The 25,924-nt window shown below is 70.2% G+C and carries 23 protein-coding genes; 7 read left to right on the forward strand and 16 right to left on the reverse strand.

The window, feature by feature from the left end; translation table 11 throughout:
• Positions 1–704 precede the first annotated feature (704 nt).
• From H4W81_RS20105 to H4W81_RS20125, 5 genes are all read right to left on the reverse strand, one after another.
• A complete protein-coding gene (locus H4W81_RS20105; RefSeq protein WP_318781839.1) occupies positions 705–1,517 on the reverse strand; it encodes a segregation and condensation protein A in 813 nt (270 codons plus the stop codon).
• The gene (locus H4W81_RS20110; RefSeq protein ID WP_192776225.1) at positions 1,514–2,455 is read right to left on the reverse strand and encodes a ParA family protein; all 942 of its coding nucleotides are present in this window, start codon (positions 2,453–2,455) and stop codon (positions 1,514–1,516) included. The genes H4W81_RS20105 and H4W81_RS20110 overlap by 4 nt, the downstream gene beginning before the upstream one ends.
• A gap of 106 nt (positions 2,456–2,561) precedes the next feature.
• Complete coding sequence (locus H4W81_RS20115) at positions 2,562–3,467, reverse strand: site-specific tyrosine recombinase XerD (RefSeq protein ID WP_192776226.1); 906 nt, start codon at positions 3,465–3,467, stop codon at positions 2,562–2,564.
• Positions 3,468–3,481: 14 nt separating this feature from the next.
• A complete protein-coding gene (locus H4W81_RS20120) occupies positions 3,482–4,084 on the reverse strand; it encodes an NUDIX domain-containing protein (RefSeq protein ID WP_192776227.1) in 603 nt (200 codons plus the stop codon).
• A complete protein-coding gene (locus tag H4W81_RS20125) occupies positions 4,081–5,745 on the reverse strand; it encodes a CTP synthase (protein ID WP_192776228.1) in 1,665 nt (554 codons plus the stop codon). The genes H4W81_RS20120 and H4W81_RS20125 overlap by 4 nt, the downstream gene beginning before the upstream one ends.
• A gap of 110 nt (positions 5,746–5,855) precedes the next feature.
• Here H4W81_RS20125 and H4W81_RS20130 point away from each other — a divergent pair, with 110 nt between their 5' ends.
• The 5 genes from H4W81_RS20130 (at position 5,856) to H4W81_RS20150 (ending at position 9,560) form a co-directional block, all read left to right on the forward strand.
• Positions 5,856–6,512 (forward strand): acyltransferase, encoded by a 657-nt coding sequence (locus H4W81_RS20130; RefSeq protein ID WP_192776229.1) that lies wholly within the window; start codon positions 5,856–5,858, stop codon positions 6,510–6,512.
• An 88-nt stretch (positions 6,513–6,600) separates the two neighbouring features.
• Positions 6,601–6,924 (forward strand): hypothetical protein, encoded by a 324-nt coding sequence (locus tag H4W81_RS49735; protein ID WP_337959982.1) that lies wholly within the window; start codon positions 6,601–6,603, stop codon positions 6,922–6,924.
• Positions 6,905–7,990, forward strand: coding sequence for a nitronate monooxygenase (locus H4W81_RS20140; RefSeq protein ID WP_192776231.1), 1,086 nt, complete (start codon positions 6,905–6,907; stop codon positions 7,988–7,990). Before H4W81_RS49735 ends, H4W81_RS20140 begins: the two co-directional genes overlap by 20 nt.
• 218 nt (positions 7,991–8,208) lie before the next feature.
• The gene (locus H4W81_RS20145) at positions 8,209–8,784 is read left to right on the forward strand and encodes a DUF4126 domain-containing protein (protein ID WP_192776232.1); all 576 of its coding nucleotides are present in this window, start codon (positions 8,209–8,211) and stop codon (positions 8,782–8,784) included.
• Positions 8,785–8,999: 215 nt separating this feature from the next.
• Positions 9,000–9,560, forward strand: coding sequence for a hypothetical protein (locus tag H4W81_RS20150; protein WP_318781840.1), 561 nt, complete (start codon positions 9,000–9,002; stop codon positions 9,558–9,560).
• Between the two features lie 7 nt (positions 9,561–9,567).
• On the opposite strand, the gene H4W81_RS20155 is transcribed toward H4W81_RS20150, so the two are convergent.
• Entirely contained in the window at positions 9,568–10,056 is a 489-nt protein-coding gene (locus H4W81_RS20155; RefSeq protein WP_192776233.1) for a hypothetical protein, read from the reverse strand.
• A 335-nt stretch (positions 10,057–10,391) separates the two neighbouring features.
• Between H4W81_RS20155 and H4W81_RS49400 the strand changes: the two genes are divergently transcribed.
• Complete coding sequence (locus H4W81_RS49400) at positions 10,392–11,237, forward strand: serine protein kinase RIO (protein WP_318781841.1); 846 nt, start codon at positions 10,392–10,394, stop codon at positions 11,235–11,237.
• Positions 11,238–11,292: 55 nt separating this feature from the next.
• Here H4W81_RS49400 and H4W81_RS20165 read toward each other — a convergent pair whose 3' ends face one another.
• The 9 genes from H4W81_RS20165 to H4W81_RS20205 all read right to left on the reverse strand — a co-directional run bounded on the left by H4W81_RS20165 (position 11,293) and on the right by H4W81_RS20205 (position 22,791).
• Positions 11,293–12,831, reverse strand: coding sequence for an amylo-alpha-1,6-glucosidase (locus tag H4W81_RS20165; RefSeq protein WP_192776234.1), 1,539 nt, complete (start codon positions 12,829–12,831; stop codon positions 11,293–11,295).
• Entirely contained in the window at positions 12,831–13,652 is an 822-nt protein-coding gene (locus H4W81_RS20170; RefSeq protein WP_192776235.1) for a carbohydrate ABC transporter permease, read from the reverse strand. The genes H4W81_RS20165 and H4W81_RS20170 overlap by 1 nt, the downstream gene beginning before the upstream one ends.
• A gap of 10 nt (positions 13,653–13,662) precedes the next feature.
• Entirely contained in the window at positions 13,663–14,589 is a 927-nt protein-coding gene (locus H4W81_RS20175) for a carbohydrate ABC transporter permease (RefSeq protein WP_192776236.1), read from the reverse strand.
• 2 nt (positions 14,590–14,591) lie between these two features.
• Complete coding sequence (locus tag H4W81_RS20180; protein WP_192776237.1) at positions 14,592–15,878, reverse strand: ABC transporter substrate-binding protein; 1,287 nt, start codon at positions 15,876–15,878, stop codon at positions 14,592–14,594.
• Between the two features lie 65 nt (positions 15,879–15,943).
• Positions 15,944–16,705: an SDR family NAD(P)-dependent oxidoreductase gene (locus tag H4W81_RS20185; RefSeq protein WP_192776238.1), complete on the reverse strand. Its 762-nt coding sequence runs from the start codon at positions 16,703–16,705 to the stop codon at positions 15,944–15,946.
• Positions 16,702–17,967: an ATP-NAD kinase family protein gene (locus H4W81_RS20190; RefSeq protein WP_192776239.1), complete on the reverse strand. Its 1,266-nt coding sequence runs from the start codon at positions 17,965–17,967 to the stop codon at positions 16,702–16,704. Before H4W81_RS20190 ends, H4W81_RS20185 begins: the two co-directional genes overlap by 4 nt.
• Positions 17,964–19,505: an aminomethyl-transferring glycine dehydrogenase subunit GcvPB gene (gcvPB, locus tag H4W81_RS20195; protein ID WP_192776240.1), complete on the reverse strand. Its 1,542-nt coding sequence runs from the start codon at positions 19,503–19,505 to the stop codon at positions 17,964–17,966. Before gcvPB ends, H4W81_RS20190 begins: the two co-directional genes overlap by 4 nt.
• The gene (gcvPA, locus tag H4W81_RS20200; protein WP_192776241.1) at positions 19,502–20,827 is read right to left on the reverse strand and encodes an aminomethyl-transferring glycine dehydrogenase subunit GcvPA; all 1,326 of its coding nucleotides are present in this window, start codon (positions 20,825–20,827) and stop codon (positions 19,502–19,504) included. Before gcvPA ends, gcvPB begins: the two co-directional genes overlap by 4 nt.
• Positions 20,824–22,791, reverse strand: a complete 1,968-nt coding sequence (locus H4W81_RS20205) for a beta-galactosidase (RefSeq protein ID WP_192776242.1) — start codon at positions 22,789–22,791, stop codon at positions 20,824–20,826. Before H4W81_RS20205 ends, gcvPA begins: the two co-directional genes overlap by 4 nt.
• A 109-nt stretch (positions 22,792–22,900) precedes the next feature.
• Between H4W81_RS20205 and H4W81_RS20210 the strand changes: the two genes are divergently transcribed.
• Positions 22,901–23,548 carry a GntR family transcriptional regulator gene (locus H4W81_RS20210; protein ID WP_192776243.1) on the forward strand — a complete coding sequence of 216 codons (648 nt, stop codon included), beginning with the start codon at positions 22,901–22,903 and terminating at the stop codon, positions 23,546–23,548.
• 131 nt (positions 23,549–23,679) lie between these two features.
• Here H4W81_RS20210 and uvrB read toward each other — a convergent pair whose 3' ends face one another.
• Entirely contained in the window at positions 23,680–25,788 is a 2,109-nt protein-coding gene (uvrB, locus tag H4W81_RS20215) for an excinuclease ABC subunit UvrB (RefSeq protein WP_192776244.1), read from the reverse strand.
• Between the last annotated feature and the right edge of the window lie 136 nt (positions 25,789–25,924).

Consider the following 25,924-nt stretch of genomic DNA (forward strand, 5'->3'; position numbering starts at 1 on the left):
GACCGGCGGCCGCCCCCTTGCCGTCCCAGGAGAAACCCCCCAGCACGGCGGACCCAGCCCCATGGCCGTCGCCGGAGAGAGACGGAGTGCCGTCGAAGGGGGTCGCAGCCCGCCCGGAGACCGGGATCTCGAGATCCGACTCCCCGGGATCCGAAACACCGGGGAGTGAGACATCGGGGACCGTCACACCGGGGACCGTGACATCGCGGACCGTCACACCGGGGACCGTGACGCCGGGCACCGAGACACCAGCAGCCGAGACACCCTCAGGATCCTCAGGCATGAGGCTTGCCGTCTCGGAGGTGTGGGCGGCCTCAGGGCTCTGAGCGATGTTAGGAGCTAAGGCGCCCTCAGGGGCCCAGGCGCCCTCGGAGGTCCGGGCGGCATCGGGACTCTCACCAACCTCGACGCGAGGAGCGGCCTCGGGAGCCGGAGGGGCCTCGACATGCGGGTCCCCCTCAGGGGCCCACGTGGCCTCGGGGTCGTCGGCGGACTCAGGGGCCGGGGTGGTGGGGGTCGCGTGCTCCTGTGGCCGGGGGGTCGACGGGCCGGCTTCCCCCGGGCGGTCGTCGTCCTTCGAAGGCGGGCCGCCGAAGATGGCCGAGCCGGGCAGGCGGGCCCAGGCGGGTACGTTCTCCTCCGCCGAGCCACCCTCCTCCCCCGCCAGACGCTCGGACGGCGACGGGTCCCTGGGAGACGGGAACTCACTCATCTGCAGCCTTCTCCGCGCTCTCTTCGTAGTCGTCGCCCACCGACACGTCTCCGTCGTCGGCGCCGGTCCAGGTCACGTGCAGATCACCCAGCGGCTCGATCTGCTCGAAGCTGACGGCCGACTCCCTGAACAGCTCGAGTACGGCCAGAAAGCGGGCGATCACCTCGAAGGTGCCCTCGCAGTCGGCGACCAGGGTCCTGAAGGTGGCCCTTCGCATGCGCCGCAACCGCTGGACCAGGATAGCGGCTTGCTCCCTGACGCTGGCCAGAGGTTGGTAGATGTGCCCGACGTTGACCGTCGGCGGCAGCTTGGGGGTGAACGCCTTGGCGGCGATGCGCGCCAGCTGCTCGGGGCCGATGCCGAGGACCAGCTCGGGCAGCAGGTTGGCGAACTGCGGCTCCATGGGGACTGACCTGGGGAACCTCAGCGCCTCCTCCGCCATCAGCCCGGAGAAGACCTTGGCGACCTCCTTGTAGGCCCGGTACTGCAGCAGCCTCGCGAACAGCAGGTCGCGCGCCTCCAGCAGCGCGAGGTCCTCCTCGTCCTCGACCTCGCCCGTGGGCAGCAGCCTGGCCGCCTTCAGGTCGAGCAGCGTGGCCGCGACGAGCAGGAAGTGGCTGGTCTGGTCGAGGTCCCACTCGGGCCCGCGCGACTTGATGTAGGCGATGAACTCGTCGGTGACCTGGGAGAGGGAGACCTCGGTGATGTCGAGCTTGTGCTTGGAGATCAGGCCGAGCAGCAGGTCGAAAGGCCCCTCGAAGACGTCCAGATGGACCTGGAAGCCCTGCTGCTCGGTGGAAGTCACCTCGCCATTGTGGCAGGCTGCGGCCAGCGCGAGAGCACCTCGCGGGCCAGCTCCCTGTAGGCGTTCGCGCCGAGTGAGGAGGGGTCGAAGGTGGTGATGGGCTCACCCGCGACGGTCGCGTCGGGGAAGCGCACGGTCCGGTTGATGACCGTGTGGAACACCTTGTCGCCGAAGGCCTCCACGACGCGGGCGAGCACCTCGCGGCCGTGCAGGGTGCGGGCGTCGTACATGGTGGCCAGCAGGCCCTCGATCTCGAGCTCGTCGTTGAGCCGCTCCTGCACCTTGGTGATGGTGTCCATGAGCAACGCGACGCCGCGCAGCGCGAAGAACTCGCATTCGAGCGGCACCATGACGCCGTGGGCGCAGGTGAGCGCGTTGATCGTGAGCAGGCCCAGCGAGGGCTGGCAGTCGATCAGGCACACGTCGTAGTAGGGCAGCAGCGGCTTGAGCACGCGCCCCAGCACCTGCTCGCGGGCCACCTCGGTGACGAGCTGGACCTCGGCCGCGGACAGGTCGATGTTGCTCGGCAGCAGGTCGAGGCCCTCGACGCCGGTCTCGAGCAGCACGTCCTCGGCGGTGACGGTGCGGTCCATCAGCAGGTTGTAGACCGTCATGTCGAGCTGGAGCGGGTTGATGCCGAGCCCCACCGACAGCGCGCCCTGCGGGTCGAAGTCGACGAGCAGGACCTTCAGGCCGCACTCGACGAGCGCGGCGCCCAGGTTGATGGTGGTGGTGGTCTTGCCGACCCCGCCCTTCTGGTTGACCATCGCGACCACCCTGGCCGGGCCGTGCGTCTCGCGCGGCAGCGGCTCAGGGAACACCGGGCGAGGTCGCCTGGTGGGGCCCAGATTCACGCCGGTAGCGGGCGTGTTGGTCTTCGTGTCACCCCAGGGGTTCTCGGGGGTCCCCGGGGTCGAACCGTTGGCGGTCACAGTCACCAGCTCGAACCTCCCTGACGGTCCCGAACCGGACCGTCCGGACGGACACTATGGCGTCAGCACTTAGGCGGCAAGAAGGCACGCCGCACGACGCAAAGACTATAGATCACTGTCGAGCGCGAGGGTGCGCCGCGGCGTAGACCTCGCGGAGCTTGTCAACCGTCACCAGGGTGTAGACCTGGGTGGTCGTCACCGAGGCGTGGCCGAGGAGTTCCTGGACCACCCTAACGTCCGCGCCGCCGTCAAGGAGGTGAGTTGCGAACGAATGCCGCAAGACGTGCGGCGAAATGCCCTCGAGCCCGGCCCTTTCGGCGGCGGCCTGGAGCACCTCCCACGCGCCCTGCCTGGTGAGACGGCCGCCGCGGGCGTTGAGGAAGACGGCGGGGGTGCCGCGGCCGTGGGCCAGCAGGGACGGCCTGGCCCGCACGAGGTAGGCGTCGAGCGCCTGCCTGGCGAAGCGGCCGACGGGCACGACGCGGGTGCGCCCGCCCTTGCCGCGCAGCCGTACCTGCTCCTCCTCGAGGTCGTCGAGGGCAAGGCCGACGGCTTCGGAGATGCGCGCGCCCGTGCCGTACAGCAGCTCGAGCAGGGCGCGGTTGCGGAGGGTCAGCGGCGCGCCGTCGGGACCCGAGGCGGCGATGAGCCGCTCGACCTCGGCGACGCCGATGGCCTTCGGGAGGCGGCGCAGCTGGCGCGGCGGGCGGACCTCGTGGGCGGGGTCGTGGCCCGCGACGCCTTCGCGCAGGGCGAACCTGTGCAGCCCCCTGACGGCGGAGACGGCACGGGCCGCCGAGCTGGCGACCAGGGCGGGATGGTCGCCGTCGCCCTCGCGCAGCACGGCGAGGAAGGCGAGGACGTCGGCCTCGCCCACCTCACCGAAGGTGACCCTGCCGCGCGCCTTGAGGTGGTCGACGTAGCGGCGCAGGTCTCTGCGGTAGGAGGCGAGCGTGTTGGCAGCCAGGCCCCGCTCCACCGCCAGATGGGCGAGGTAGCTGGAGAGCACCGCCTCCACTGAGAGTCCTCCTGTCACGCCTCCGGGGCGTCGGCGGGCCGCAACAGGGCGAATCCCTCGACCGAAGCCGCATACGCGGCGAGGATACCGGCCACGGCAGGGGAATTGTGGATCATTCCCATGAGCGCCTTCTCCACGGCGTCGGCCAGGGGCACCCACTCCAGCGGCATGTCGATCTCCTCGTGCCGGTGCACGAAGTCGGACTCGGTCTTCGACAGGTCGCGGGCCAGGAAGACGCGGACCCGCTCGTCCGACATGCCGGGCGAGGTGTAGAGGTCGACGAGGGTGTGCCAGGTCTCGGCGCGGTAGCCCGCCTCCTCGGCCAGCTCGCGGGCGGCGGTGGCGACCAGCGGCTCGCCCTGGACGTCGCGGATCCCGGCGGGAAGCTCCCACAGCAGGTGTCGCGGCGGGTGCCGGTACTGCCTGATCAGCAGTACGCGGTCGTGCTCGTCGAGCGCGAGAACCGCGACGGAGCCCGGGTGGACGACGTAGTCGCGGTCGGCCACCTCGTCGCGCGGCATGCGCACGGTGTCGGTGCGCACGCCGATCACGTAGCCCTTGAAGTGCTCCTTGGAGTCGACGACCGCCCATTCCTCGGGCAGATCCTCGATCCTCACTTCTTTGCCGCCTTGGGGGAGCGGGTGTCGGCGAAGACCAGCGAGGCGCTGATGAGGCCCTTGAACAGCGGGTGCGCCCGGGTCGGGCGGGAGCGGAACTCGGGGTGGGCCTGGGTGCCGATGAAGAACGGGTGCGTCTCGGCGGGCAGCTCGGTGTACTCCACCAGGCGGCCGTCGGGCGACAGGCCCGAGAAGACCAGGCCGACCTTCTCCAGCTGCTCGCGGTAGGCGTTGTTGACCTCGTACCTGTGGCGGTGGCGCTCGTCGGCCTTGGCCTTGCCGCCGTAGAGCTGGCGGGCCAGCGTGCCGTCGCCGAGCTTGGCGGTGTAGAGGCCGAGGCGCATGGTGCCGCCCATGTCGCGCTCGCCGGAGACGACGTCCTCCTGGTCGGCCATGGTCGAGATGACGGGGTGCTTGCTGTCGGGGTCGAACTCGGCGCTGTTGGCGTCGGTGATCCCGGCCAGGTTGCGGGCCGCCTCGATGACCATGCCCTGCATGCCGAGGCAGATGCCGAGCAGCGGGATCTTGTTCTCGCGGGCGTGGCGAATCGCGCCGATCTTGCCCTCGATGCCCCGCACGCCGAAGCCGCCGGGGATCAGCACGCCGTCGACGCCGTCGAGCTCGCGGGCCGCGCCCTCCTCGCTCTCGCAGTCGTCGGACTTGACCCAGCGGATGTTGACGCGGGCGTCATTGGCGAAGCCCCCGGCGCGCAGCGCCTCGGTGACGCTGAGGTAGGCGTCGGGCAGGTCGATGTACTTGCCGACCAGCGCGACCGTGACCTCCTTGGCCGGACGGTGCACGCGGCGCAGCAGCTGCTCCCACTCCTTCCAGTCGACGTCGCGGAACGGCAGGCCGAGGCGGCGCACGACGTAGGCGTCGAGGCCCTCGGAGTGGAGCACCTTGGGGATGTCGTAGATGGAGGCCGCGTCGACGGCGCTGACCACGGCGTCCTCGTCGACGTCGCACATCAGGCTGATCTTGCGCTTGATCGAGGTGTGGACCGGGCGGTCGGAGCGCAGCACGATCGCGTCGGGCTGGATGCCGATGCTGCGCAGCGCGGCGACGCTGTGCTGGGTCGGCTTGGTCTTCAGCTCACCGCTGGGCCCGATGTACGGCAGCAGCGACACGTGCAGGAAGAAGACGTTGTCGCGGCCGACCTCGTGCCTGATCTGGCGCACCGACTCGAGGAAGGGCAGCGACTCGATGTCGCCGACCGTGCCGCCCACCTCGGTGATGACCACGTCCACGTCGGGACCGGCCATGCCGCGGATGCGATCCTTGATCTCGTTGGTGATGTGCGGGATCACCTGGACGGTGTCGCCGAGGTACTCCCCGCGCCGCTCCTTGGCGATGACGTTGGAGTAGACCTGGCCCGTCGTGACGTTCGCCGAGCCGTGCAGGTCGGTGTCGAGGAAGCGCTCGTAGTGGCCGACGTCGAGGTCGGTCTCGGAGCCGTCGTCGGTGACGAAGACCTCGCCGTGCTGGAACGGGTTCATCGTTCCCGGGTCGACGTTGAGGTAGGGGTCGAGCTTCTGCATGGTGACCCGCAGACCGCGGGCCTTCAGCAGGCGACCCAGGCTGGACGCCGTGAGCCCCTTGCCGAGACTGGAGGCGACACCGCCGGTGACGAACAGATGCTTGGTTTGCGATGCGCTGCGCAAGAAGTCTCCCGTGGCTCGAGGTGTGGCGTTGACGTCCACGGGCTCTCAGGATATCAAACAACGCCCTCGACATGCCCGAACGGCATAACCACAGAGTAACTTTGGGCCCTATGTCACTTGTACGGCGGGCGATCGGCGCCCTGGTTCACCGCCTCTACGACGCGGTCAGGAGAGCCGGCGCGCTCACTCCCGCCACCCAGGCCGGGTACCGCTTCCGCCGCCTGGGCGAGGGCGTGAGCATCGCCTTCCCGGTCGGCGCGATCTTCGGCGAGCGGTGGATCGAGATCGGCGGCCACACGCTGATCGGCGAGCGGGTCTCGCTGTCGTGCGGCATGGGACCGGGCGTGGACCTGGGGCCTGACTCCATCCTGCGCATCGGGGGGAGCTGCTCGATCGGCAGGGGCAGCCACATCGTCGCCCACCAGTCGATCGACATCGGCGACCACGTCTTCACCGGGCCCTACGTCTACATCACCGACCAGAACCACGTCTACGACGACCCGGACATGCCGATCGGCAGGCAGTGGCCGCGCAACAATCCGGTCTCGATCGGCGAGGGGTCCTGGCTGGGCACCGGGGCGATCATCCTGCCGGGCACCAGGATCGGCAGGCAGTGCGTGGTGGCGGGCGGGGCGGTGGTGCGCGGCGAGTTCCCCGACCACAGCGTGATCGCGGGGGTGCCCGCCAAGGTGGTCCGCAGCTACTCCCCCGAGGAGGGCTGGCACGCCCCCGGCGTCACCCCCTTCGACCGCCAGGCCACCGGCTGAGCCCTCCCGCCCGCCACTGCCATCGCGACGGAGGCGCTCGGAGGCGCCCGGAGGCGCCTTGGGGTGACACAACGGGGACGTGGGGGACGTGGCGCGGCAAAACGCGGCACAGCGCGCTGGCGCGGCAGGGGGCAGCGCGGCGTGGGGCGGGCATGTATTTCCTGTCCGTCGCGGGCGCCCTCCTGATCGTCGCCGCCAACACCTCCACAGCCATGACTCCGACCTGCGCGGCCAGGTCGAGGTGCACGCGATCGTCGACCGCCTGCGCCGCGACGAGAACCTCTTCGAGAGCGCCACCAGCAGGCTGAGCCTCGGACCCGCGATCACCTCGGTGTCGTGGACGGTCGAGCAGGACGATGACGAGGACGACTCCTTGGGGTTAGCGTCACCTCATGCGGAGTGCGATCTGTGAGCGTATGGGCGTCGAGTTCCCGTTGTTCGCCTTCAGCCATTGCCGCGACGTGGTCGCCGCGGTCACCAACGCGGGCGGCTTCGGCGTGCTCGGCGCCGTCGCCTACTCGGCCGAGCAGCTCGACACCGAGCTGAGCTGGATCGACGCGCAGGTGGGCGGCCGGCCGTACGGGGTGGACGTGCTGGTCCCCGGCAGGACGGAGGGCCCGAGGGCGACCGTGCCCGAGTCGCACCTGTCCTTCACCGCCGACCTTCTCCAGCGGTACGGCGTGCCGTTCGCCACGTCGCTCGGCCGGTTCGGCGACAGGGTCAGCGCCAGGGGCGCGACCGAGCTCATCGAGGTGGCGCTCAAGCACCCCGTCGGCCTGATCGCCAGCGCGCTCGGCCCCCCGCCCCCGGCAATGGTGTCCATGGCCCGCGAGGCGGGCGTGCCCGTCGCTGCGCTGGTGGGGACGGTGGAGCACGCGCGCAGGCAGGTCGCGGCCGGCGCCGACCTCATCGTCGCGCAGGGCACGGAGGCGGGCGGGCACACCGGCGAGATCGCCACGATGGTGCTGGTGCCGCAGGTCGTCGACGCCGTCGCCCCGGTGCCGGTGCTGGCGGCGGGCGGCATCGCGTCGGGACGGCAGATGGCCGCCGCCATGGCCCTGGGCGCCGAGGGCGTGTGGTGCGGATCGGTCTGGCTGACGACCGAGGAGGCCGAGACGCCGCAGTCGGTCAAGCGGAAGATGCTGGCCGCGTCCTCGCTCGACACGGTCCGGTCGCGCTCGCGCACCGGCAAGCCCGCCCGTCAGCTCGCCTCGGCGTGGACCGCCGCGTGGGACTCGGACGACGACAGCCCGGGTCCGCTCGGGATGCCGCTGCAGATGCTGCTCGCGGAGTCGGCGATGGCCGGCGTGGTACGGGCGGCGGAGCGGGGCGAACCCGGGGCCGTGGAGCTGGCGAACTACTTCGTGGGGCAGGTGGTGGGCCAGCTCGACCAGGTGAAACCGGCCCGCCAGGTGGTGTACGAGATGATCGAGGAGTTCGGGGACGCGATCGACCGCCTCTCCCGCATCACCGAGTGAACCGCCCATAAGGGACGGCATGCGAGCCCTCCCCCGAAGGCCCCGGGCACGTGACCCGGGAGAGGGCCGCGTGGGTGGTTTGGGGGTTACGGTCGAGGGAGGCACGGGCGACGTGACGGCGGGCAACCGAAGTCGCGCCGGCGTAGCGTGATGGACAGATGGTCACCCGGTGACCGCGGTGGGCTGTGGGGGGCCTGCCGTACAGAATGGACAAAGGGATGCTCGCAGCACTGACCGGCCTCGGACTGAGCACCGCCGCCGGGTTGAACGCCTACATCCCGCTGCTGGTGGTCGGCGTGCTGGCCAACTTCAGCGACACGGTGAAGCTGCCCGACGGTTACGGGTGGCTGTCGAACTGGGGCGTGCTCGCGATCATCGCGGTGCTCCTGCTGGCCGAGTTCGTGCTGGACAAGGTGCCCGTGGTCGACAGCGTCAACGACGCCATCCAGACCGCCGTACGGCCCGCGTCGGGCGGCGTGGTCTTCAGCGCCACCGCGGCCGCCGCCGAGTTCGACCAGTCCACCTGGATGACCGAGCACCCGTGGGCCGGATGGCTCATCGGGATCGTGACCGCGCTGGCCGTCCACGTGCTCAAGTCCACCGCCAGGCCGGTCGTGAACGCCACCACCGCGGGCCTCGGCGCCCCCGTCGTCAGCACGGTCGAGGACGCGGGCTCGCTCGGCGTGAGCCTCATCGCGATCTTTCTGCCGGTCCTGGTGCTCCTCCTGCTGGCCGGGGTGGCCGTCTTCGCGTGGTGGGTGTTCAGGAAGGTCCGCAGTCCGTCCAGGGAGTGAGCGCGCGTCCCTCCCCCGGATGACTCGCCGGAGCGGGCGGACCGCTAGCGTTCGGGCAGACGCGTGCGGGCGCCCTGTGGCCCCCGCCCCGGCGCCCGCACGTCGTTCGTAACCGGCCCGCCTCCAGGCACGTTGGATCAACTATCCTCGAAGAAAAGGCCCGACTGGAGGTCCCTCCAATCAGCACTTTCCTTCTGATCCTGCTCGCGGTCGTCGTGATCTTCCTCGCCCTGGCGGGGGTGGCCGTCTACGCCCTGGTCAAGGTGGGCAAGAAGGCCAGTCACTCGGCGCGCCAGGCCACCGCGCGCCTGGCCACGCACGTCAACGCCATGGGCACGGGCGACGCGGCCGAGGTCGAGCGCCTGCGCCTCGACCTGCGCCGCGAGGTCTCCGTGACCAGGCAGCACGTCGACGCCGCCATGCAGCAGGGCTGGGGCCTCGGCGACCTGCCGCAGCTGATGAGCGAGCTGTCCCGCCAGGCCGAGGTGCACGACACGCAGCTCGGCATGTACGCCCAGCAGCGCCGCGTGTCACCCTATGTCGACCATGTCACCCTTGACCGGCTGCGCGAGCACCAGGCCAAGCTGACCGCCATGTGCGCCAGGATCAGGGCCGACCTGCTCGACAGCCAGGTGCACCACGCCTCCACCGGCATCGAGGAGCTGCACGCCCGCACCGAGCTGGAGATCGAGTCCCGGCGCAGGACCGTGGACCCGCTGGACGAGATCGACGAGCTCTACCGCAAGACCATCCAGGAGCGCCGCGACCCGTCCTGAGCACCCGTCAGGGGGTGAGGGGCCAGCCGGTCAGGTCGGGCACCATGGTGGCGGCCAGGTCCTCGTAGGTGGCGCCCTTGTTGATGCGGGCGCGGAGGGCCTGCGCCTCCGGCGTCGTGGGCATGCAGCCGCTCAGCACCATCGGGAAGCCGATCTGCCAGCTCAGCAGCGCCTTGTCCGAGTGCCTGTGCCCGTTGCGCAGGACGGCCGCGCCGACCCTGATCGCGTGCTCGTTGCGGGGCATCACGCCTGCCCTGTCGAGCTCGCGAGCGGAGTAGCGGAAGCCCTCGTCGAGGTCGCACGGCGGGCAGCCCTTCGGCCCCCTGCCTCGCCTGCTGCCGCACTCACCGCAGGTCAGCCGCTCGAAGGCGCCGTCGACCACCCACCAGTCGTAGCCCTTGATCTCCTCGACGATCATCTCGGCGACGGCGACCTCGTCCTCGAGCCCGATGTCCTTCAGGAACGCCTGGTAGCCGTCCTCGATGATGCGATCCACCAGCGCCAGGCAACGGCGGCACCCTGGCGCCCCGCCGTACGGCCAGCGCCCACACTCCTCGCACCGTTCCATGCCCGTGATCGTAGGCGACCGAAATCATGTTGCGCCGCCGGTTTCCGGCCCTGCATACTCGTCCAGGTGTCGCCGCGCCTCGGCAGCGGACTCGGCACAGGGGAGCCCTCGGCGGAAGTGCCGGGGCTGCGGAGGAAGAGGGAGGGGTGTGACCGTGACGACGACTGTTCGCGTGCCGTTTTCCGCGTCCGTATGCCTTCCCACCGGTCAGCCGCTGACCTGATCGCCGCGCCGGTGGGCATTCTCATCAGGAGATCACCACCGTGCCGAAGAAGCACCGTCTCGACGCCGACGACCTCGAGTGGCTCGACAGCAACCCCGTGGACCTCGACGGTCCCCCCTCGGGCGACCGCTGGTCCACCTGGGACCTCAGCACCCCGACCGAGCGCGGCCCCCAACCGCATCCCGACTGGCTGGTCACCGAGCTGGCCGCGGTCGACACCGAGCTCGGCATCCTCAAGACCGGCAAGGAAGCCGACGTCCACCTCATCTCGCGCGGCGTGCCCGGCACCGACAGGGTCTGCCTGCTGGCCGCCAAGCGCTACCGCTCCAGCGACCACCGGCTCTTCCACCGCGACTCCGGATACCTCGAGGGCCGCCGCATGCGCGACTCGCGCGCCAGCAGGGCGATGTCGTCCCGCACGGCGTTCGGCAAGCAGGTCATCGCGGGACAGTGGGCGCAGGCGGAGTTCTCGGCCCTCGTGAGGCTGTGGAAGCTGGGGCTGCCGGTGCCGTACCCGGTGCAGATCCTCGGCACGGAGATCCTCCAGGAGTTCATCGGCACCCCCGACGGCTACGCGGCCCCGCGCCTGGCGACGGTGGACGAGGGGCTGGACGACCTCTGGGAGCAGCTGGTCGAGGTCATGGTCACCATGGCCAGGGAGGGGCTCGCGCACGGCGACCTGTCGCCGTACAACCTGCTGGTGGACGAGGGGCGGCTGGTGATCATCGACCTGCCGCAGATCGTCGACGTCGTCGCCCACCCGACGGGCCCCGACTTCCTCGACCGTGACGCCCGCAACGTGGCCACGTGGTTCGCGCACAAAGGCCTGCTCGCCTCGGGCGACCGCCTTTCCGCCCTCCTCCGTGCCGAAGCCGGCCTCGCCTGACCTCTCCGGGGCGCGTCCCCACTCGGGATCGCGCCCCGGACGGCGGTCACTACGCCTACCCGGGCGGGTCCTCCTGGGCCAGGTCCAGGAAGAGCGCGGCCGACCAGCCGAACCCGCTGGTCGCCCGGCCCGCCCTGCCGCCCGTCAGCGGGTTCCAGTACTCGTAGAGACCGCCGCCGTCGCGGACCATCGCCAGCGTGCGTTCCCGCAGCTCACGAGCCGTCTCTGGGTGGCCGGACCGGCGCAGGCCGTCGATCAGCAGATAGTTGACGTTCAGCCAGACCGGGCCGCGCCACATGGCATCGGAGTCGAATCTGGGGTCGTCGAACGCCACGGTGGGCACCGGACGCTCCCCCCAGAAGCTCGGCGAGCACAGGTCCTCGACGAGCCGGGTGGCGATCGCGGCGGGGAGCCGCCCGGTCACGAGCGGCATGAGGTCCAGCGGGGTGCGGACGGTCGCCTCCCGCCCCGCGACCCTGGTGACGAAGCGGGTGCCGGTCCATCGGCGCGCCACCATGAGGTCGACGAGCGCCTGGGCCTTGGCCCGCCACCCGGAGGGGTCGCGGCCGAGCGCGGCGGCGATGTCGCCGAGCCGGTCGTACTGCAACGCCAGGTAGGCGTTGAGGTCGGGAGGCTCGGCGCGCGGCCCATGATCCCAGATGGGGCTGTCGTCCAGGCCGGACGAGTACGGGTGGAGGTATTCGGCCAGGCCGTCGCCGTCGGGGTCCGAGCGGGCGAACCACCATTCCTGCGAGCGAGCCAGCGGCTCGTAGACCTCGGCCAGGAAGTCCAGGTCGGGATCCACCTCGTGGATCTTCCACACGGCCCAGGCGGTGAGCGGCGGCTTGGTGACCGGCACCACCTCCCGGACGGGCTCCCCTCCCACGTGCTGGGCTAGGCGGGCCAGGTCCGAGCGGGGCAGGTCCGTGGTCTCGGTGAGCACCCCGTGGTCGTGCACCACGTCGGGGATCAGGCCGTCCGGCCTCTGGTTGTCGAGCAGGATGCGGATCTGCTCCCTGGCCAGCGCCGGGTCGGCGTGCCTGAGGGCGATGGCGTGAAAGTAGGAGTCCCAGTTCCACAGGCCGACGTAGCCGAACTTGGAGGGGATCAGCGACTCCCTTCCCCGGATCGGCACCAGGTTCACCGCGAGCGTCCACCACGCCTGCTCCGCGCGCTCGCGCAAGGCCTCGGGCACGGACGGCATGGCGGCGAACCAGTCACGCCAGCGCGTGGCGGCCGCCGCGAGCACCGCCGGGCCGTCGCCGACCGGAGGTCCGACCAGCGTGAGGCAGCCGTCGATGTCGGCCTCTCCGCCGTCCCACACCGCCCGGGCGCCCCTGCCGGTCAGCACGATCGTGTCGGGACCTGCGAAGGCCATCGCCACGCCGCCCTCGAAGTCCACCCTGTCGGGCAGCGCCTGCCGTACCGGCAGCTCCCGGTCTCCCGCGAGGAGCCGCAGTCCCGTCAGGACGGTCGTGTCGCGCAGCCGGGTCTCGTACAGAGCCCTGGCGATCCAGAGCGAGCCGTCGTCGGCCGCCATCACCAGCAGCCGGGAGCCCCGGTCAGTGAACGGGCGTTCTCGCAGATCCAGCATCAGCGCCCACCCAGTCCCGAAGCCGCCATCGAGTTGATGATCTTTCTCTGGCCGATCAGGAAGGCGATCAGCATGGGCACCACCGCGATCGCGGAGCCCGCCAGGATGAGCCCGTAGTCGACCGCCGTGCGCCCCCCGGAGAACTGGCTCAGCAGCAGCGGCACGGTGGCCAGCTCCGGCGAGTTCAGGAAGATCAGCGGGAAGAGGAACGAGTTCCACGAGGCGAGGAAGGCGATGATCCCGAGCGCGCCCAGGCCGGGGCGGATGTTCGGCAGCACGACGTTCCAGAAGCACCGCCAGCGGCCCGCGCCGTCGATCCTGGCCGCCTCCTCCAGCTCCACCGGGACGGCCCTGATGAACTGGCGGAGCAGGAACACCGCGAACGGGTTCGCGATGGACGGCACGATCAGCGACAGGTGCGAGTCGATCCACCCGAACTGGGCCAGCATCAGGTAGAGCGGCACGATCGTCACCTGCGCGGGCACCATCTGGGTGGCCAGGAACACCACGAACAGCACTTCCGAGCCCCTGAACCTGATCCTGGCGAAGGCGTAGGCGGCCATGGCCGAGGTCAGCAGGGTGAGAGTGACGTTGATGGCGGCGATGTAGAAGCTGTTCCAGTACGCGGTGCCGAACGGCATCGCCGCGAGCGCGTCGGGATAGTTCTCCCAGCGCCACGGGTCGGGCAGCCAGTCGAGCGGGTTGTTCAGCATCTGCCGCACGCTCTTGAACGAGGTCAGCAGCATCCAGACGAACGGGAACAGCATCGCCAGCCCGCCGATGGTGAGCACGGCATGCAGGGCTACCTGCCGGGATCGCATCCGGACCCCCTCACGTGTCGTAGTGGACGAGGCGCTTCTGCGCGGCGAACTGGACGAGGGTCACCAGCAGCGTCAGGACCAGCAGGATCAGCGCGGCGGCGCTGCTCATGCCGAACTGGAAGTCCTGGAAGCCGAGCTCGTAGACCTGGTAGACGATCGTGCGTGCGCCATCGTTGTACTTCGGGTTGACCAGCACGTAGATCTGGTCGAACGCCTGGAACGAGCTGATCACCGCGACCACGGTCGAGAAGAAGATCGTGGGCGAGAGAAGCGGCAGCGTGACCGAGCGGAAGATGCGCAGGCTGCCCGCGCCGTCCATCCTGGCCGCCTCGACGATCTGCGGCGGGATGGTCTGCAGCCCGGCCAGGAAGATCACCACGTTGAGCCCGAGCGACGACCAGATCGTCACCACCGCGATGGCCACGATCACCCAGCCGGGATCGCCCAGCCAGTCAGGGCCGGTGATGCCGAACCAGCGCTCCAGCGAGGCGTTGAGCACGCCGTGCTCGTCGCCGGCCAGGATGATCTGCCACATCAGCGCGACGGCGACCGAGCTGGTGACCACCGGCATGAAGTACAGCACGCGGTAGAAGCCGCCGCCCTTGACGCTGTTCAGCGCGACCGCGATGAGCAGCGCCAGTGCGAGCCCGAACGGCGCGGTCAGCAGCGCGAGCTTGACCGTGTTCCACACGGCCAGCCCGAACTCAGGATCGGAGAGCTGGGCGGCGAAGTTGTCCAGGCCCACCCACTCCTTCTGGCCCAGCCCGTCCCACCGCATGAAGGCCAGCACGACGGCGAACCCGAGCGGGAAGACCAGGAACACGGCCAGCAGGGTGAGCTGTGGCCCGAGGAAGAACGCGGCCCACCAGCCGTCCCTGTTCCTGACGCCCTTCGCCCGGCGGGCCACCTGCGGGCGGGCCTCGGTGAGGATGGCCACGGCTAGCCCAGCTTGCTCTCGACGAGCTTCTGCAGCTCGGTCATGCCCTCGTCGAAGCCGACCTTGCCGGTCCACACCTTCATCAGGTGCTCGTTGATGGCGGCGGTCAGGCCTGGCACGGAGACCTCCTCGGCGTAGTTGGCGAAGCCGGTGTCGCGCACGTCGAGGAAGGTCTGGGCGTGGGCGGGGTACTTGTCCTCCAGCACGACCTGCTCGGCGCCCTTGACGGACGGCACCGCGCCGCCGCCCTTGAGCCGCAGGAGCTGGCCGTCCTTGCCGACGAACTCGGTGAGGAACGTGAACGCCTCCTTGGGCAGCTTGGTGTCCTTGTTGATGGACAGGTAGGAGGCGGCGACGGCGCCGGGCATGGGCTCCCCGGTCTGCGAGGGGAACGGCACGATGTCGTAGTTGTCCAGCTCGCCGCCCTTCTTCAACGAGTCGATCACCCAGCGACCGCCCGCGTAGAAGCCGACCTTGTGCTTGAGGAACTGGGTGCTGGGCCCGTTGCTGTCGGGCAGGGTGTCGGCGCTGAGGAAGGTCTTGTCCTGGTAGCCCTTGGCCAGCGTCTGCAGCGCCTCGCGCGACTTGGCGTCCGTGGTGGCGACGAACTTGCCGCCGTCCCACACCTTGCCGCCGAAGCCGTTGATCATGGAGTACGTCGAGCCGTACCAGTTCCAGAAGATCGAGCCGGCCTTGCCCGCCGTCTTGAGCTTGGCGTTCATCTCCAGGTACTTCGCCATGGTCCACTGCTTGGCCTCGTGGAGGGCGGCGGGGTCCTCGGTGATCCCGGCGTCCTTCAGGGCCTGCTTGTCGAACCAGAGGACCTCGGGGTTGGTGTCGTTGGGGACGCCGTAGATCTTGCCGTCGCGCTTGGCGCCGCCGTAGATGCCCTCGAAGAAGTCCTCCGGCTTGCTCTTGGACTCCGGCCCGGACAGCTGGTCGTCGAGCGGGGTGATCACCCCTGCGGAGACGAACTTGCCGATGTAGTCGTCGCCCACGAAGAACACGTCGGGCGCCGTCTTGCTGGTGAGCTGGGCGAGCAGCTTGGGGTGGTAGTCCTCGTAGTCGGCGACCGACTCCAGCTTGAGCCGGATGCCGGGGTGCCGCTTGTGGAAGTCGTCGGTGAACTTCTCGTAGAGCTTGAGGTCCTCGGCCGATCCCCACGTGGACCAGCGGACGGTGACCTGTCCTTGGCCGCCGCTCGTGCCGGGAACGTTCCCGCCGCCGCTGCCGCTGCACGCGGTGGTGGCGAGGGCGAGGACGCCCAGGATGGCTAGCGCACGCTTCATGGTGGCTCCTTCAGGCTTGTTCGGGGGGTGTTGAGGCGATTGGGGCCCGGGGGTCGGGCCGGGGGTCAGGCGAGGCCGCCGCCGTCGACGACGAGGGCCGATCCGGTGATGTAGCTGGCGGCGTCGCTCGCCAGGAAGAGCACCGCCTGGGCGATCTCGTCCGGAGTGCCGGACCGGCCCATCGGCCGGTCGGCCGCGTCGGTCTGGAAGGCGGCCCAGTCCTCTCCGAGCTGACGGGCCTCCTCGCGCAGCATCGGTGTGTCGGTGTCGCCGGGGTTCACGGAGTTGACCCGGATGCCGGCCCTGGCGTGGTCGATGGCGAGGGCCCGGGTCATGTTGACCACCGCGGCCTTGGACGCGCAGTAGGAGATGGCGTTCCCACCGCCCTTCAGGCCCCATCCGGAGCCGGTGTTGACGATGGAACCGCCCTCGGTCATGGCGGGGATGGCGTGCTTGCACATGAGGAAGACGGACCTGACGTTGACCGCCATGACGCGGTCCCACTCCTCGACGTCGAGGTCGAGGGCCGTGGTGCGGCGGATGATGCCCGCGTTGTTGAACAGCACGTGCAGCCCGCCGAACGTGTCGAGGGCGGTCTGGACGATCCTGCGGCAGTCGTCGGAGTCCGACACGTCGGCCCGCACCGCCACGGCGGCCTTGTCACCGGCCACGGCGGCGATCTGCTCGACCGTCGCCTCCGCGCCGGGGCCGTCGATGTCGGCGACCACCACCCTGGCGCCTTCGCGGGCGAAGGTCAGCGCCGTGGCTCGCCCGATGCCCGAGGCACCGCCCGTGACGATCGCGATCTTGCCCTCGAGCGTGTTCATCCGTGGAACTCCTCACTTGCCGTACAGATCTGATAAATCGTGCTCTCGCGGTACCCGGTGATCACCTGGACGTGCCCGCTGAGCTTCCGGTCGAGATCCTCGTCGCCGCTGTCCGCCAGCAGCGGCCGTCCCCGCAACGCGGCCAGCTTCTGCGGGGTGGCCAGCACGAGCAGCCGCCGGCCTGTGGCGCCCCCGCACCCGATGACCGCGTCGATCACCCTGGGGGACACCTGCTGGTTCCCGCGGCCGAGGACGAACCCCTGCCCGCCGATCACCGACAGCACGACGACCGCCTCCCTGCCCGTGACGAGAGCGAACAGCTCCGCCTCCGAGACGTCGCCCGCGACCAGCACGCCCCCGTCGTCGGCCTCGACCACGTCCACCCCGAGCAGCGTGGTCGTGAGCCCGAGCTCGCGGCCGACCGCCTGCGTGGTGGCGCCGGGGCCCAGGACGTAGCGGACACCGGGCCGCATGCGGGCCACGACCTCCCGCGCGATGCCCTCGACGGAGGCGGGGACGACTCCTGAGGACCCGGCCTTCCGCCCCGACAGGGCCGCCCTGGCGGCGGGCACACGCAGGCTCCCGTAGAGGCGCGGGCTCACCAGCCCCTGCCGGTAGCGCTCCTCGTCGAGATCCACCACCTCGGCCTCCACCGTGCCGGCGTCCGCCGTCCCCGGCCCGTGCCGCAGGCCGGAGGCGTACCCCGCGGCGAGGAACCCCGCCGCGGCCGGGCTGACGGCGAAGCACCCCGAGTAGACCTTCACCCCTGCCGGGATCCCCAGCACGGGCGGCGCCTGGTCGCCGAGCTCGCGGACCGCGTCGAGGACGTCCCGCGCGGTCCCGTCACCCCCCGCGAACAGCAGCAGATCGACATCGGCGAGCGCGACGACCGCCTGGCGCGTATCCCGTGCCGTGGTGGCGCCGGCCGATCCGGGATCGGCCGAGGATGAGGGCGACGGTCGCACCAGGGCGCAGGGCGCTCCGGCGTCGCGGGCGCTGAGCTCGCCCATCGAGCCCGGCACCGTGACCACGCGGGTGCCGGGGCGGCGGGCCAGGAGCGCGCGGACGGCGCGCGCCGCCCGCTCCCCCGCCCGGGGCGTCGCACCCCGGGCCAGGGCCTCGCGCTGCACCTGCTCGCCGTCGCTGCCTTTGAGGCCCGCCGCCCCGCCCAGCCCGGCCACCGGGTTGACGACCAGCCCGACCACCACGTCGCGGTCGGGGAACGGGACGGGAGTCCGCGGGGCGGCGACGTCGGAGGTCATGACAGGTGCTTACGGACGTAGGCGCGCCAGGTGGGCGCCCACGCCTTGGGGTCGTCGAGCGAGGTCGTGTCGATCTTGTGCACGCTCTGGTTGTACGGCGCGCCCTTGACGAACTCGGGATCCGTGCGCGCCTCGGAGGCCACGTGGGCCAGGATGGCGGCGTACTCGTCCAGGTCCTCCTTCGAGTACGACTCCGTCGGCTCCAGCGTGAAAGGCTCAGGTACCAGGTACGGGTGGTGGCTGGTCCAGTAGTGCACGCCGAAGTCGGCCGCCCGGACGCCGATCTCCTCGGAGTGGACTCCTGTCTCCTCCGAGAGCTCCTGCCAGGAGTAGCGCACTTGTTCGACGCGCCGCTTGTCCCACGGCGCCGACGCGCCGGGGATCTGCAGGATCTTGTGCATCAGATAGTTGTTGTTGAGCACGGCCGTCTCGGCCACCTGCCGCAGTCCCTCGGCTCCCATGGCCATGATCCAGGCGTAGGCGCGGACGATGTTGGGGGTCACGCCGAGGAACGGGCGCACCTTGCCGATCGAGTGAGGCGGGGTCTCCATCCCGTAGGCGGCGCCGTCGAAGGTGACGACCGGGCCCGGCAGGAACGGCTCAAGCTCCGCCGAGACGCCGCACGCGCCCGCCGCGGGGCCGCCGCAGGCGTGCGGGGTGGAGAACGTCTTGTGCAGGTTGAAGTGGCACAGGTCGAATCCGGCGTCGCGGGCCCTGGTGATGCCGAGGATGCCGTTGGCGTTGGCCTGGTCGTAGCAGGCCAGGCCGCCCACCGAGTGCACCAGCTCGACGAACTCCCTGATCCGGGGGTTGAAGATGCCGGTGTCCTCCGGATTGGTGATCATCAGGGCGGCGGTACGGGGGCCGACGGCCGCGCGCAGCGCCTCGATGTCCGGGTAGCCGTCGGCGTCCGGCATCAGCGTGATCACTTCGTAGCCGGCGGTCTTGGCGCAGGCGGCGTTCGACGGGTGGGAGAACATCGTGGTGATGACCTGGTCGCGGTGGCCCTCGCCGTTGGCGGCGTGGTAGGCGCGGATCATGGCGATGTTCGCGTAGATGGCGGCCGACCCGGATCCGGGCTGGAGGGAGACCCTGGACATGCCGGAGATCTCCGCCAGCATCCGTTCGAGCCGCCAGTAGATCTCCAGTACGCCCTGCACGGTCTCCTCGTGCTGGAGCGGGTGCAGCTCGGCGATCGCGGCGGCGAACCGGTCGTTGACCTTGGGGCTGTACTTCATCGTGCAGGTGCCCTGACCGACGTCGATGTTGAGGTCGACACCGAGGTTCTCCTGCGACAGGCGCAGGTAGTGCCTCAGCACGTGCAGCTGCGACATCTCGGGCAGTTTCGGGGGTTCGGCGCGGCGGACGGTCTCGGGGAGTTCCACCAGCGGGGCGCCCGGCTCCGGCACGGCGAGGCCGCGGCGGCCGGGGGCCGACAGCTCGAAGATGATCGGCTCGTCCCAGCGGGCCTGGTGGAAGCGGCGCAACGGCGGCTTCGGCGCGACTGGGAGCTCGGCGAAGGATTCCGCGGTGTTCACAGCACCTCCTGGACGGCAGCGGCGAGACGGTCGATGTCAGTGATGGAATGGCGTTCGGTCACGCAGACCAGCACCGTGCGGTCGTCGAGGGGGACGCCGCCGTAGATGCCGCGAGCGCGCAACCCGTCGAGCAGGGCCGCGCTCGAGGGCACCTCGATGGCGAACTCGCGGAAGTGGATCGCGTCGCGGTGCAGCACCGTGACGGACCCTGCGAGGGCGTCCATGGCGTAGCGGGTGCGGGCCAGGATGGTCTCGCCCAGGTCCCGCATGCCCTGCGGCCCCATGAGCGCCAGGTAGACGCCGGCCGTGATGCCCCAGAGGGCCGCGGCGGTTCCCACCCACTCCTTGCCCTCCTCGCGCAGGGCGAAGGAGGTGCGGTCGTAGAAGACGTCGCCGAAGCCGTACTCGCCGGGCACCTTGGTGGGGGCGATGCCGAACAGCCGGGAGGGGAACTCGGCTACCAGGGGCTCATGGTCCTGCGTGGCGATGTACCCGGCGTGGCCGCCGCCGTAGCTCTGGTGCATGCCGAGCGACTGGATGTCTCCGCAGGCGATGTCGGCGCCGTAGGAGGAGGGCGGGGCGAGGACTCCCAGCGAGATGGGATCGGCGCCGACCACGAGCAGCGCGCCGTGCGCGTGGGCGAGGTCGGCCAGCTCCCGTCCGCGCATCTCGACGACACCGTAGACGTTGGGAGTCTCCAGGTAGATCGCCGCGAAGGAGTCGTCGAACTCCGCCACGGAGATCTCGCCGCCCTCGCCCACCGGGGCGAGGGCGATCTCGACGTCCGGGCTGAGGAAGTCGCGCAGCTTGCTCAGCTTGTCGGCGCTGACGGCCCCGCTGACGAGCACCTTCGAGCGACTGGTGTAGCGGCAGGCCATGCGCAGGGCCGTGCCCGCCGCCTGGAAGCCGTCGTAGGTGGGGACGTTGACCACGTCCATCTCGAGCAGTTCGCCCATCATGCTGACGTACTCGAACAGGGCCTGGAACCGTCCGTGGTCCTCGTACGGCTCGCCTGCGTAGGCGGTCAGGAACTCGCTCCGGGAGTTCACCTCGTCGCAGACGGCCGGCACGTAATGGGGGTAGCAGCCGAGCCCGAGGAAGCTCAGCGCCTCCTCGGTGTCGGTGACGCGGTCGAACAGGCCCTTCATGTGGCGCACGAGGTCGTGCTCGGCCGTGAAGGGCTCCGGGAGGTCGAGTGGCCGGGCCAGGCGCAGGTCCGCCGGGATGTCGGCGTAGAACTCCTCGACGCTCGACGCGCCGATGGCGGCGAGCATCTCGGCCCGCACGCCGGGCTCGGCGTTCGGAATGTACGGGTGCGTCACGTGTCTCCTTCGATCCTGAGCACGACGGCGTCGCGCGCGGCGAGGGTGATGACCCCTCGCAGGTCGGTTTCGCTGAGCAGGTCCCTGCCTGGCTGCGGAAGGGCGACCTGCTGCGGGGTGCTGGTGTGGTTGAGCAGGAAGAGGTGGTTCTCCCGCCGGGTGGCCTCGACGCCGAGGGGGACGTCCAGAGCCGGGACGTCGTGCAGCACGCGGTCGAGGACGGGCGTGAGGTCGTCGAGGAGGCAGCTGAGGTAGGTGGCGTTGCCGTTGCGGGTGATGGCGGGCAGGCCGTCCAGGTCTCCGCCCTCGTAGCGGGCGAGGACCTCCACGGCGTCGCCGACCACGCGCGGCCACTCCGCCCACGTCCTGGCGAGGCCGACGTCGCCACCGGCGTCCCGTACCCGCTGGGTGACTCCGTCGGCGAGCGGCCAGAACTCGTCGATCGCGAGGCCCAGCAGCTCGCGGAGCGGGCCGGGGGCGCCGCCGTCGTGGACCTGGTCCGACTCGTCGACCACGCCGCTGAACGGGCCGACGACCAGCTCGCCCGTGACCGACGCCAGCGCCTTGGCCTGCTCGGCCGTACACAGGTAGAGGTTGGGCACGATCACCACGCGGTAGGCCGACAGATCACGGTCCGGGGGCGCCAGGTCGACGGCGATCCCGCGGGCGTGCAGCGGCGCGTACCAGGCCAGCAGCAGGTCCTTGAGCTTGAGGCGGTTCGACGGCATCGACTCCGGCGCCTCCAGACCCCACCAGCTGTCCCAGCCCAGGACGAGCGCCACCTCTGCGCGCGTGGTGGTACCCGCGACCTCGGCCAGCCGCTGGAGGTCCGCGCCGAGCCGCAGCGTGTCCTGCCAGCCGCGCGTCGTGGTGCCACCGTGCGGGAGCAGGGCCGAGTGGAACTTCTCCGGACCGTACTTCGCCTGTCGCCACTGGAAGAACATCACTCCGTCGGCGCCGTGGGCCACCGCCTGGAGGCTGTGCAGGCGCATCATGCCGGGCGGCTTGGGCACGTTGACCTCGCGCCACGACACCGCCGACGGCGCCGACTCCAGCAGCAGCCAGGGGCGTTGCTTGAGCGAGCGCATGAGGTCATAGCTCAGGGCGACCGCCACGTGCGACTCGGGGTCGGCCGGGTCGGGGTAGGCGTCGTCGCTCACCAGGTCCTCGGCCGCCGCCCACGACCAGTAGTCGAGACCGTGCAGGATGCTCATGAAGTTCGTGGTGACCGGTACGGCCGGCGTGACCTCGCGCAGCGCGTCCCGCTCGGCGGTGAACAGCTCCAGCAGCGCGTCGCTGCAGAAGCGGCGCCAGTCGAGGAGTTGGGCCGGGTTGACGGGGCCTGGCGCCTTGCGGGGCGGCTCGATCTGCTCGAACCCCGTGTAGTGCTGACCCCAGCAGGAGGTGCCCCAGGCGGTGTTCAGCGCGCCGACCGTGCCGTAGCGGGCCTGCAGCCAGGCGCGGAAGTGGCGGGCGGACTCGGGGCAGAAGCATTCGAGCGTGTGGTCGGCGTACTCGTTGCCGACGTGCCACATCGCCAGCGCCGGATGCTCGGCGTACCGGGTGGCGATCGCCGTCGCGAGGCGCACGGTGTGCTCGCGGAAGACCGGCGAGCTGGGGCAGTATCCCTGCCGGGACCCGAACTCCAGCCGCACTCCATGGGCGTCGACCGGCATGGCCTCCGGGTGCGCCCTGACCAGCCAGGGCGGCGGGGTGGCGGTCGCGGTGGCCAGGTCGGCGGACACCCCGTGCTCGTGGAGGAGGTCGAGGACGCGGTCCAGCCACCCGAAGTCGTACACGCCCGGCGCGGGCTCGAGCCGCGACCAGGAAAAGACCGCGACGGTGGCCATGGTGACCCCGGCCTCGGCCATGAGCCGGACGTCCTCGGCCCAGACCTCCTCCGGCCATTGCTCGGGGTTGTAGTCACCGCCGAACAGCAGCCCCGGCACTCGGGTCAGGCGCACTCCTTTGATCCTTTCTGGATGTCCGTAAATCTGTATTCAGAATTCATAGTGTAGTATTTTGCATTACGTCAAGCGCTAAGCAGATCAGGGCCAAGACCTAAGGAGCCTCATGCCGATCGAGCGGCGACCGCTACGCGAGCAGATCAGGGAAGAGCTGCTGAGCAGGCTCGATCGGGGTGACTTCGCCGCGGGGACGGACATCAACGAGGTCGCGCTGGCGACCGAGCTCGGCGTCAGCCGCACCCCGCTGCGCGAGGCCCTGATCACCTTGGCGGGCGAGGGCGTGCTGGAAAGCAACCAGGGCAAGGGATTCCGGTTCGCGCCGGTGAGCCGGAACGAGTTCAGGGAGCTCTGCGAGATCGTCGCCGCGCTGGAGTCGCTGGCTCTCGAGCGCTCCGACCCCGCCTACCTGCGTGAGATCGCGCCCAAGCTACTCACGCTGGCCCGCGACTTCCCCGACAGCGTCGCCGAGCAGCAGGTGATAGAACGCCACGACGACGAGTGGCACGACCTGCTGCTGAGCGGCTGCCGCAACGAGCGCCTGCTGGATCTCATCACCAGCGTCAAGGCCGGGATGCGCCGCTACGCCCACCTGCTCGCGGGCGACGAGACGCCCCTGGAGCGCGAGCAGGCCGAGCACTGCCGCGTGGCCGAGCTCCTCATGGCCGGCGACCTGCCCCAGGCCGCCGAGGCCCTGCGCGACAACTGGGTCAACGGGATGGAGCGGATGATGTCGCGCATCCCCGCCTCCTCCTGACGGAGCATGCGTGATGGACGGGCGGCCACCGATCCCCCGAGGGGCACGGAGAAGCCCCGGGTACGACGCGGGACCCGCCCCGGCTCAGCGTCTCCAGGCAGGTCCCGTGTGGTGTTGCGGGCGGGAGAGGGCTACTTGATGCCGGCCTCGCGCATGTCCCTCAGCTCCCGCTTGAGCTCCTTGATCTCGTCGCGGAGCCGGGCCGCGACCTCGAACTGCAGGTCCGCCGCCGACTGGTGCATCTGCTCGGTCAGCGACTCGATCAGCGACTCCATCTGCGCGCGCGGCATCTCGCCCGCGATCGCCTTCGCGTGCTGCCCCGCCTGGCGAGCCGCGAACCCCGGCACGGGGGCCTTGCCGCGCGACTGCTGCCGCCCGCTGCCCATCAGCTGCTCGGTGTCGGCGTCCTCGCGCTGCAGCGAGTCGAGGATGTCGGCGATCTTCTTGCGCAGCGGCTGCGGATCGACGCCGTTGGCCTCGTTGTAGGCGATCTGCTTGGCCCGCCGCCGTGAGGTCTCCTCGATCGCCCGCTCCATCGACGGGGTGATCTTGTCGGCGTACATGTGGACCTGCCCGGAGACGTTTCGCGCCGCGCGGCCGATCGTCTGGATCAGCGAGGTCTCCGAGCGCAGGAAGCCCTCCTTGTCGGCGTCGAGGATGGCCACCAGCGACACCTCGGGCAGGTCGAGGCCCTCCCGCAGGAGGTTGATGCCGACCAGCACGTCGTACTCGCCCATCCGCAGCTCGCGCAGCAGCTCGATGCGGCGCAGCGTGTCGACCTCGCTGTGCAGGTAGCGCACCCTGATGCCGAGCTCGAGCAGGTAGTCGGTGAGGTCTTCGGACATCTTCTTGGTCAGCGTGGTGACCAGGACCCGCTCGTCCCTGTCGGCGCGCTCGCGGATCTCGTGCACCAGGTCGTCGATCTGCCCCTTGGTGGGCTTGATGACGACCTCGGGGTCGACCAGGCCGGTCGGGCGGATGACCTGCTCGACGACCTCGCCTTTGACTCTGCCCAGCTCGTAGGTGCCGGGGGTGGCCGACAGGTAGACGGTCTGGCCGATCCGCTCCAGGAACTCCTCCCACTTCAGCGGCCTGTTGTCCATCGCCGACGGCAGGCGGAAGCCGTGGTCGACGAGGGTGCGCTTGCGGGAGGCGTCGCCTTCGTACATGGCGCCGATCTGCGGCACGGTCTGGTGCGACTCGTCGAGCACCAGCAGGAAGTCTTCGGGGAAGTAGTCGAGCAGCGTGTTGGGCGCGCTGCCGGGCTCGCGGCCGTCCATGTGCCGCGAGTAGTTCTCGATGCCCGAGCAGGTGCCGACCTGGCGCATCATCTCGATGTCGTAGGTGGTGCGCATGCGTAGACGCTGCGCCTCCAGCAGCTTGCCCTGCCGCTCCAGCTCCGCGAGGCGCTCGACCAGCTCGGCCTCGATGCCCTCGACGGCCCTGGCCATGCGCTCCTCGCCCGCGACGTAGTGGGAGGCGGGGAAGATGTAGAGCTCTTCGTCCTCGGTGATGACGTCGCCGGTCAGCGGGTGCATCGTGGAGAGCTTCTCGATCTCGTCGCCGAACATCTCGATGCGGACGGCCAGCTCTTCGTACTTGGGGATGATCTCGATCGTGTCGCCGCGCACCCTGAAGGTGCCGCGGGTGAAGGCCAGGTCGTTGCGGGTGTACTGCATGTCGACCAGGCGGCGCAGCAGCTGGTCGCGGTCGACCTCCATGCCGACGCGGAGCCTCGCCATGCGGTCGACGTACTCCTGCGGGGTGCCCAGGCCGTAGATGCACGAGACCGAGGCGACCACGATCGTGTCGCGCCTGGTCAGCAACGAGTTGGTGGCCGAGTGGCGCAGCCGCTCGACCTCGTCGTTGATCGAGGAGTCTTTCTCGATGTAGGTGTCGCTCTGCGGGACGTAGGCCTCTGGCTGGTAGTAGTCGTAGTAGGAGACGAAGTACTCGACCGCGTTGTTGGGCAGCATCTCGCGCAGCTCGTTGGCGAACTGCGCGGCCAGCGTCTTGTTGGGCTGCATGACGAGGGCGGGACGCTGCAACCGCTCGATCAGCCAGGCGACCGTGGCCGTCTTGCCGGTGCCCGTGGCGCCGAGCAGGACGCTGTCCTTCTCACCCCTCGCGACCCTGCGCTCCAGCTCGGCGATCGCCGTCGGCTGGTCGCCGGAAGGGGTCATCTCGGTGACGACCTCGAAGGGCGCCACCTTCCGCTGCAAATCTGTTACCGGCCGCATGTTTCTCACTGTAGGTGGTGGCACCGACATTTCTTACGGCGAGCCGCCCCACCCCACCCCACCCCGGTCACCGGCTGACCCACGTCCGAGCACGCCACTCCAGCCGGACTCCGGTCCCCGCCGTCACGTCAGGGTC

It is taken from the genome of Nonomuraea africana, from assembly GCF_014873535.1.
GTDB classification, from domain to species: Bacteria; Actinomycetota; Actinomycetes; order Streptosporangiales; family Streptosporangiaceae; genus Nonomuraea; species Nonomuraea africana.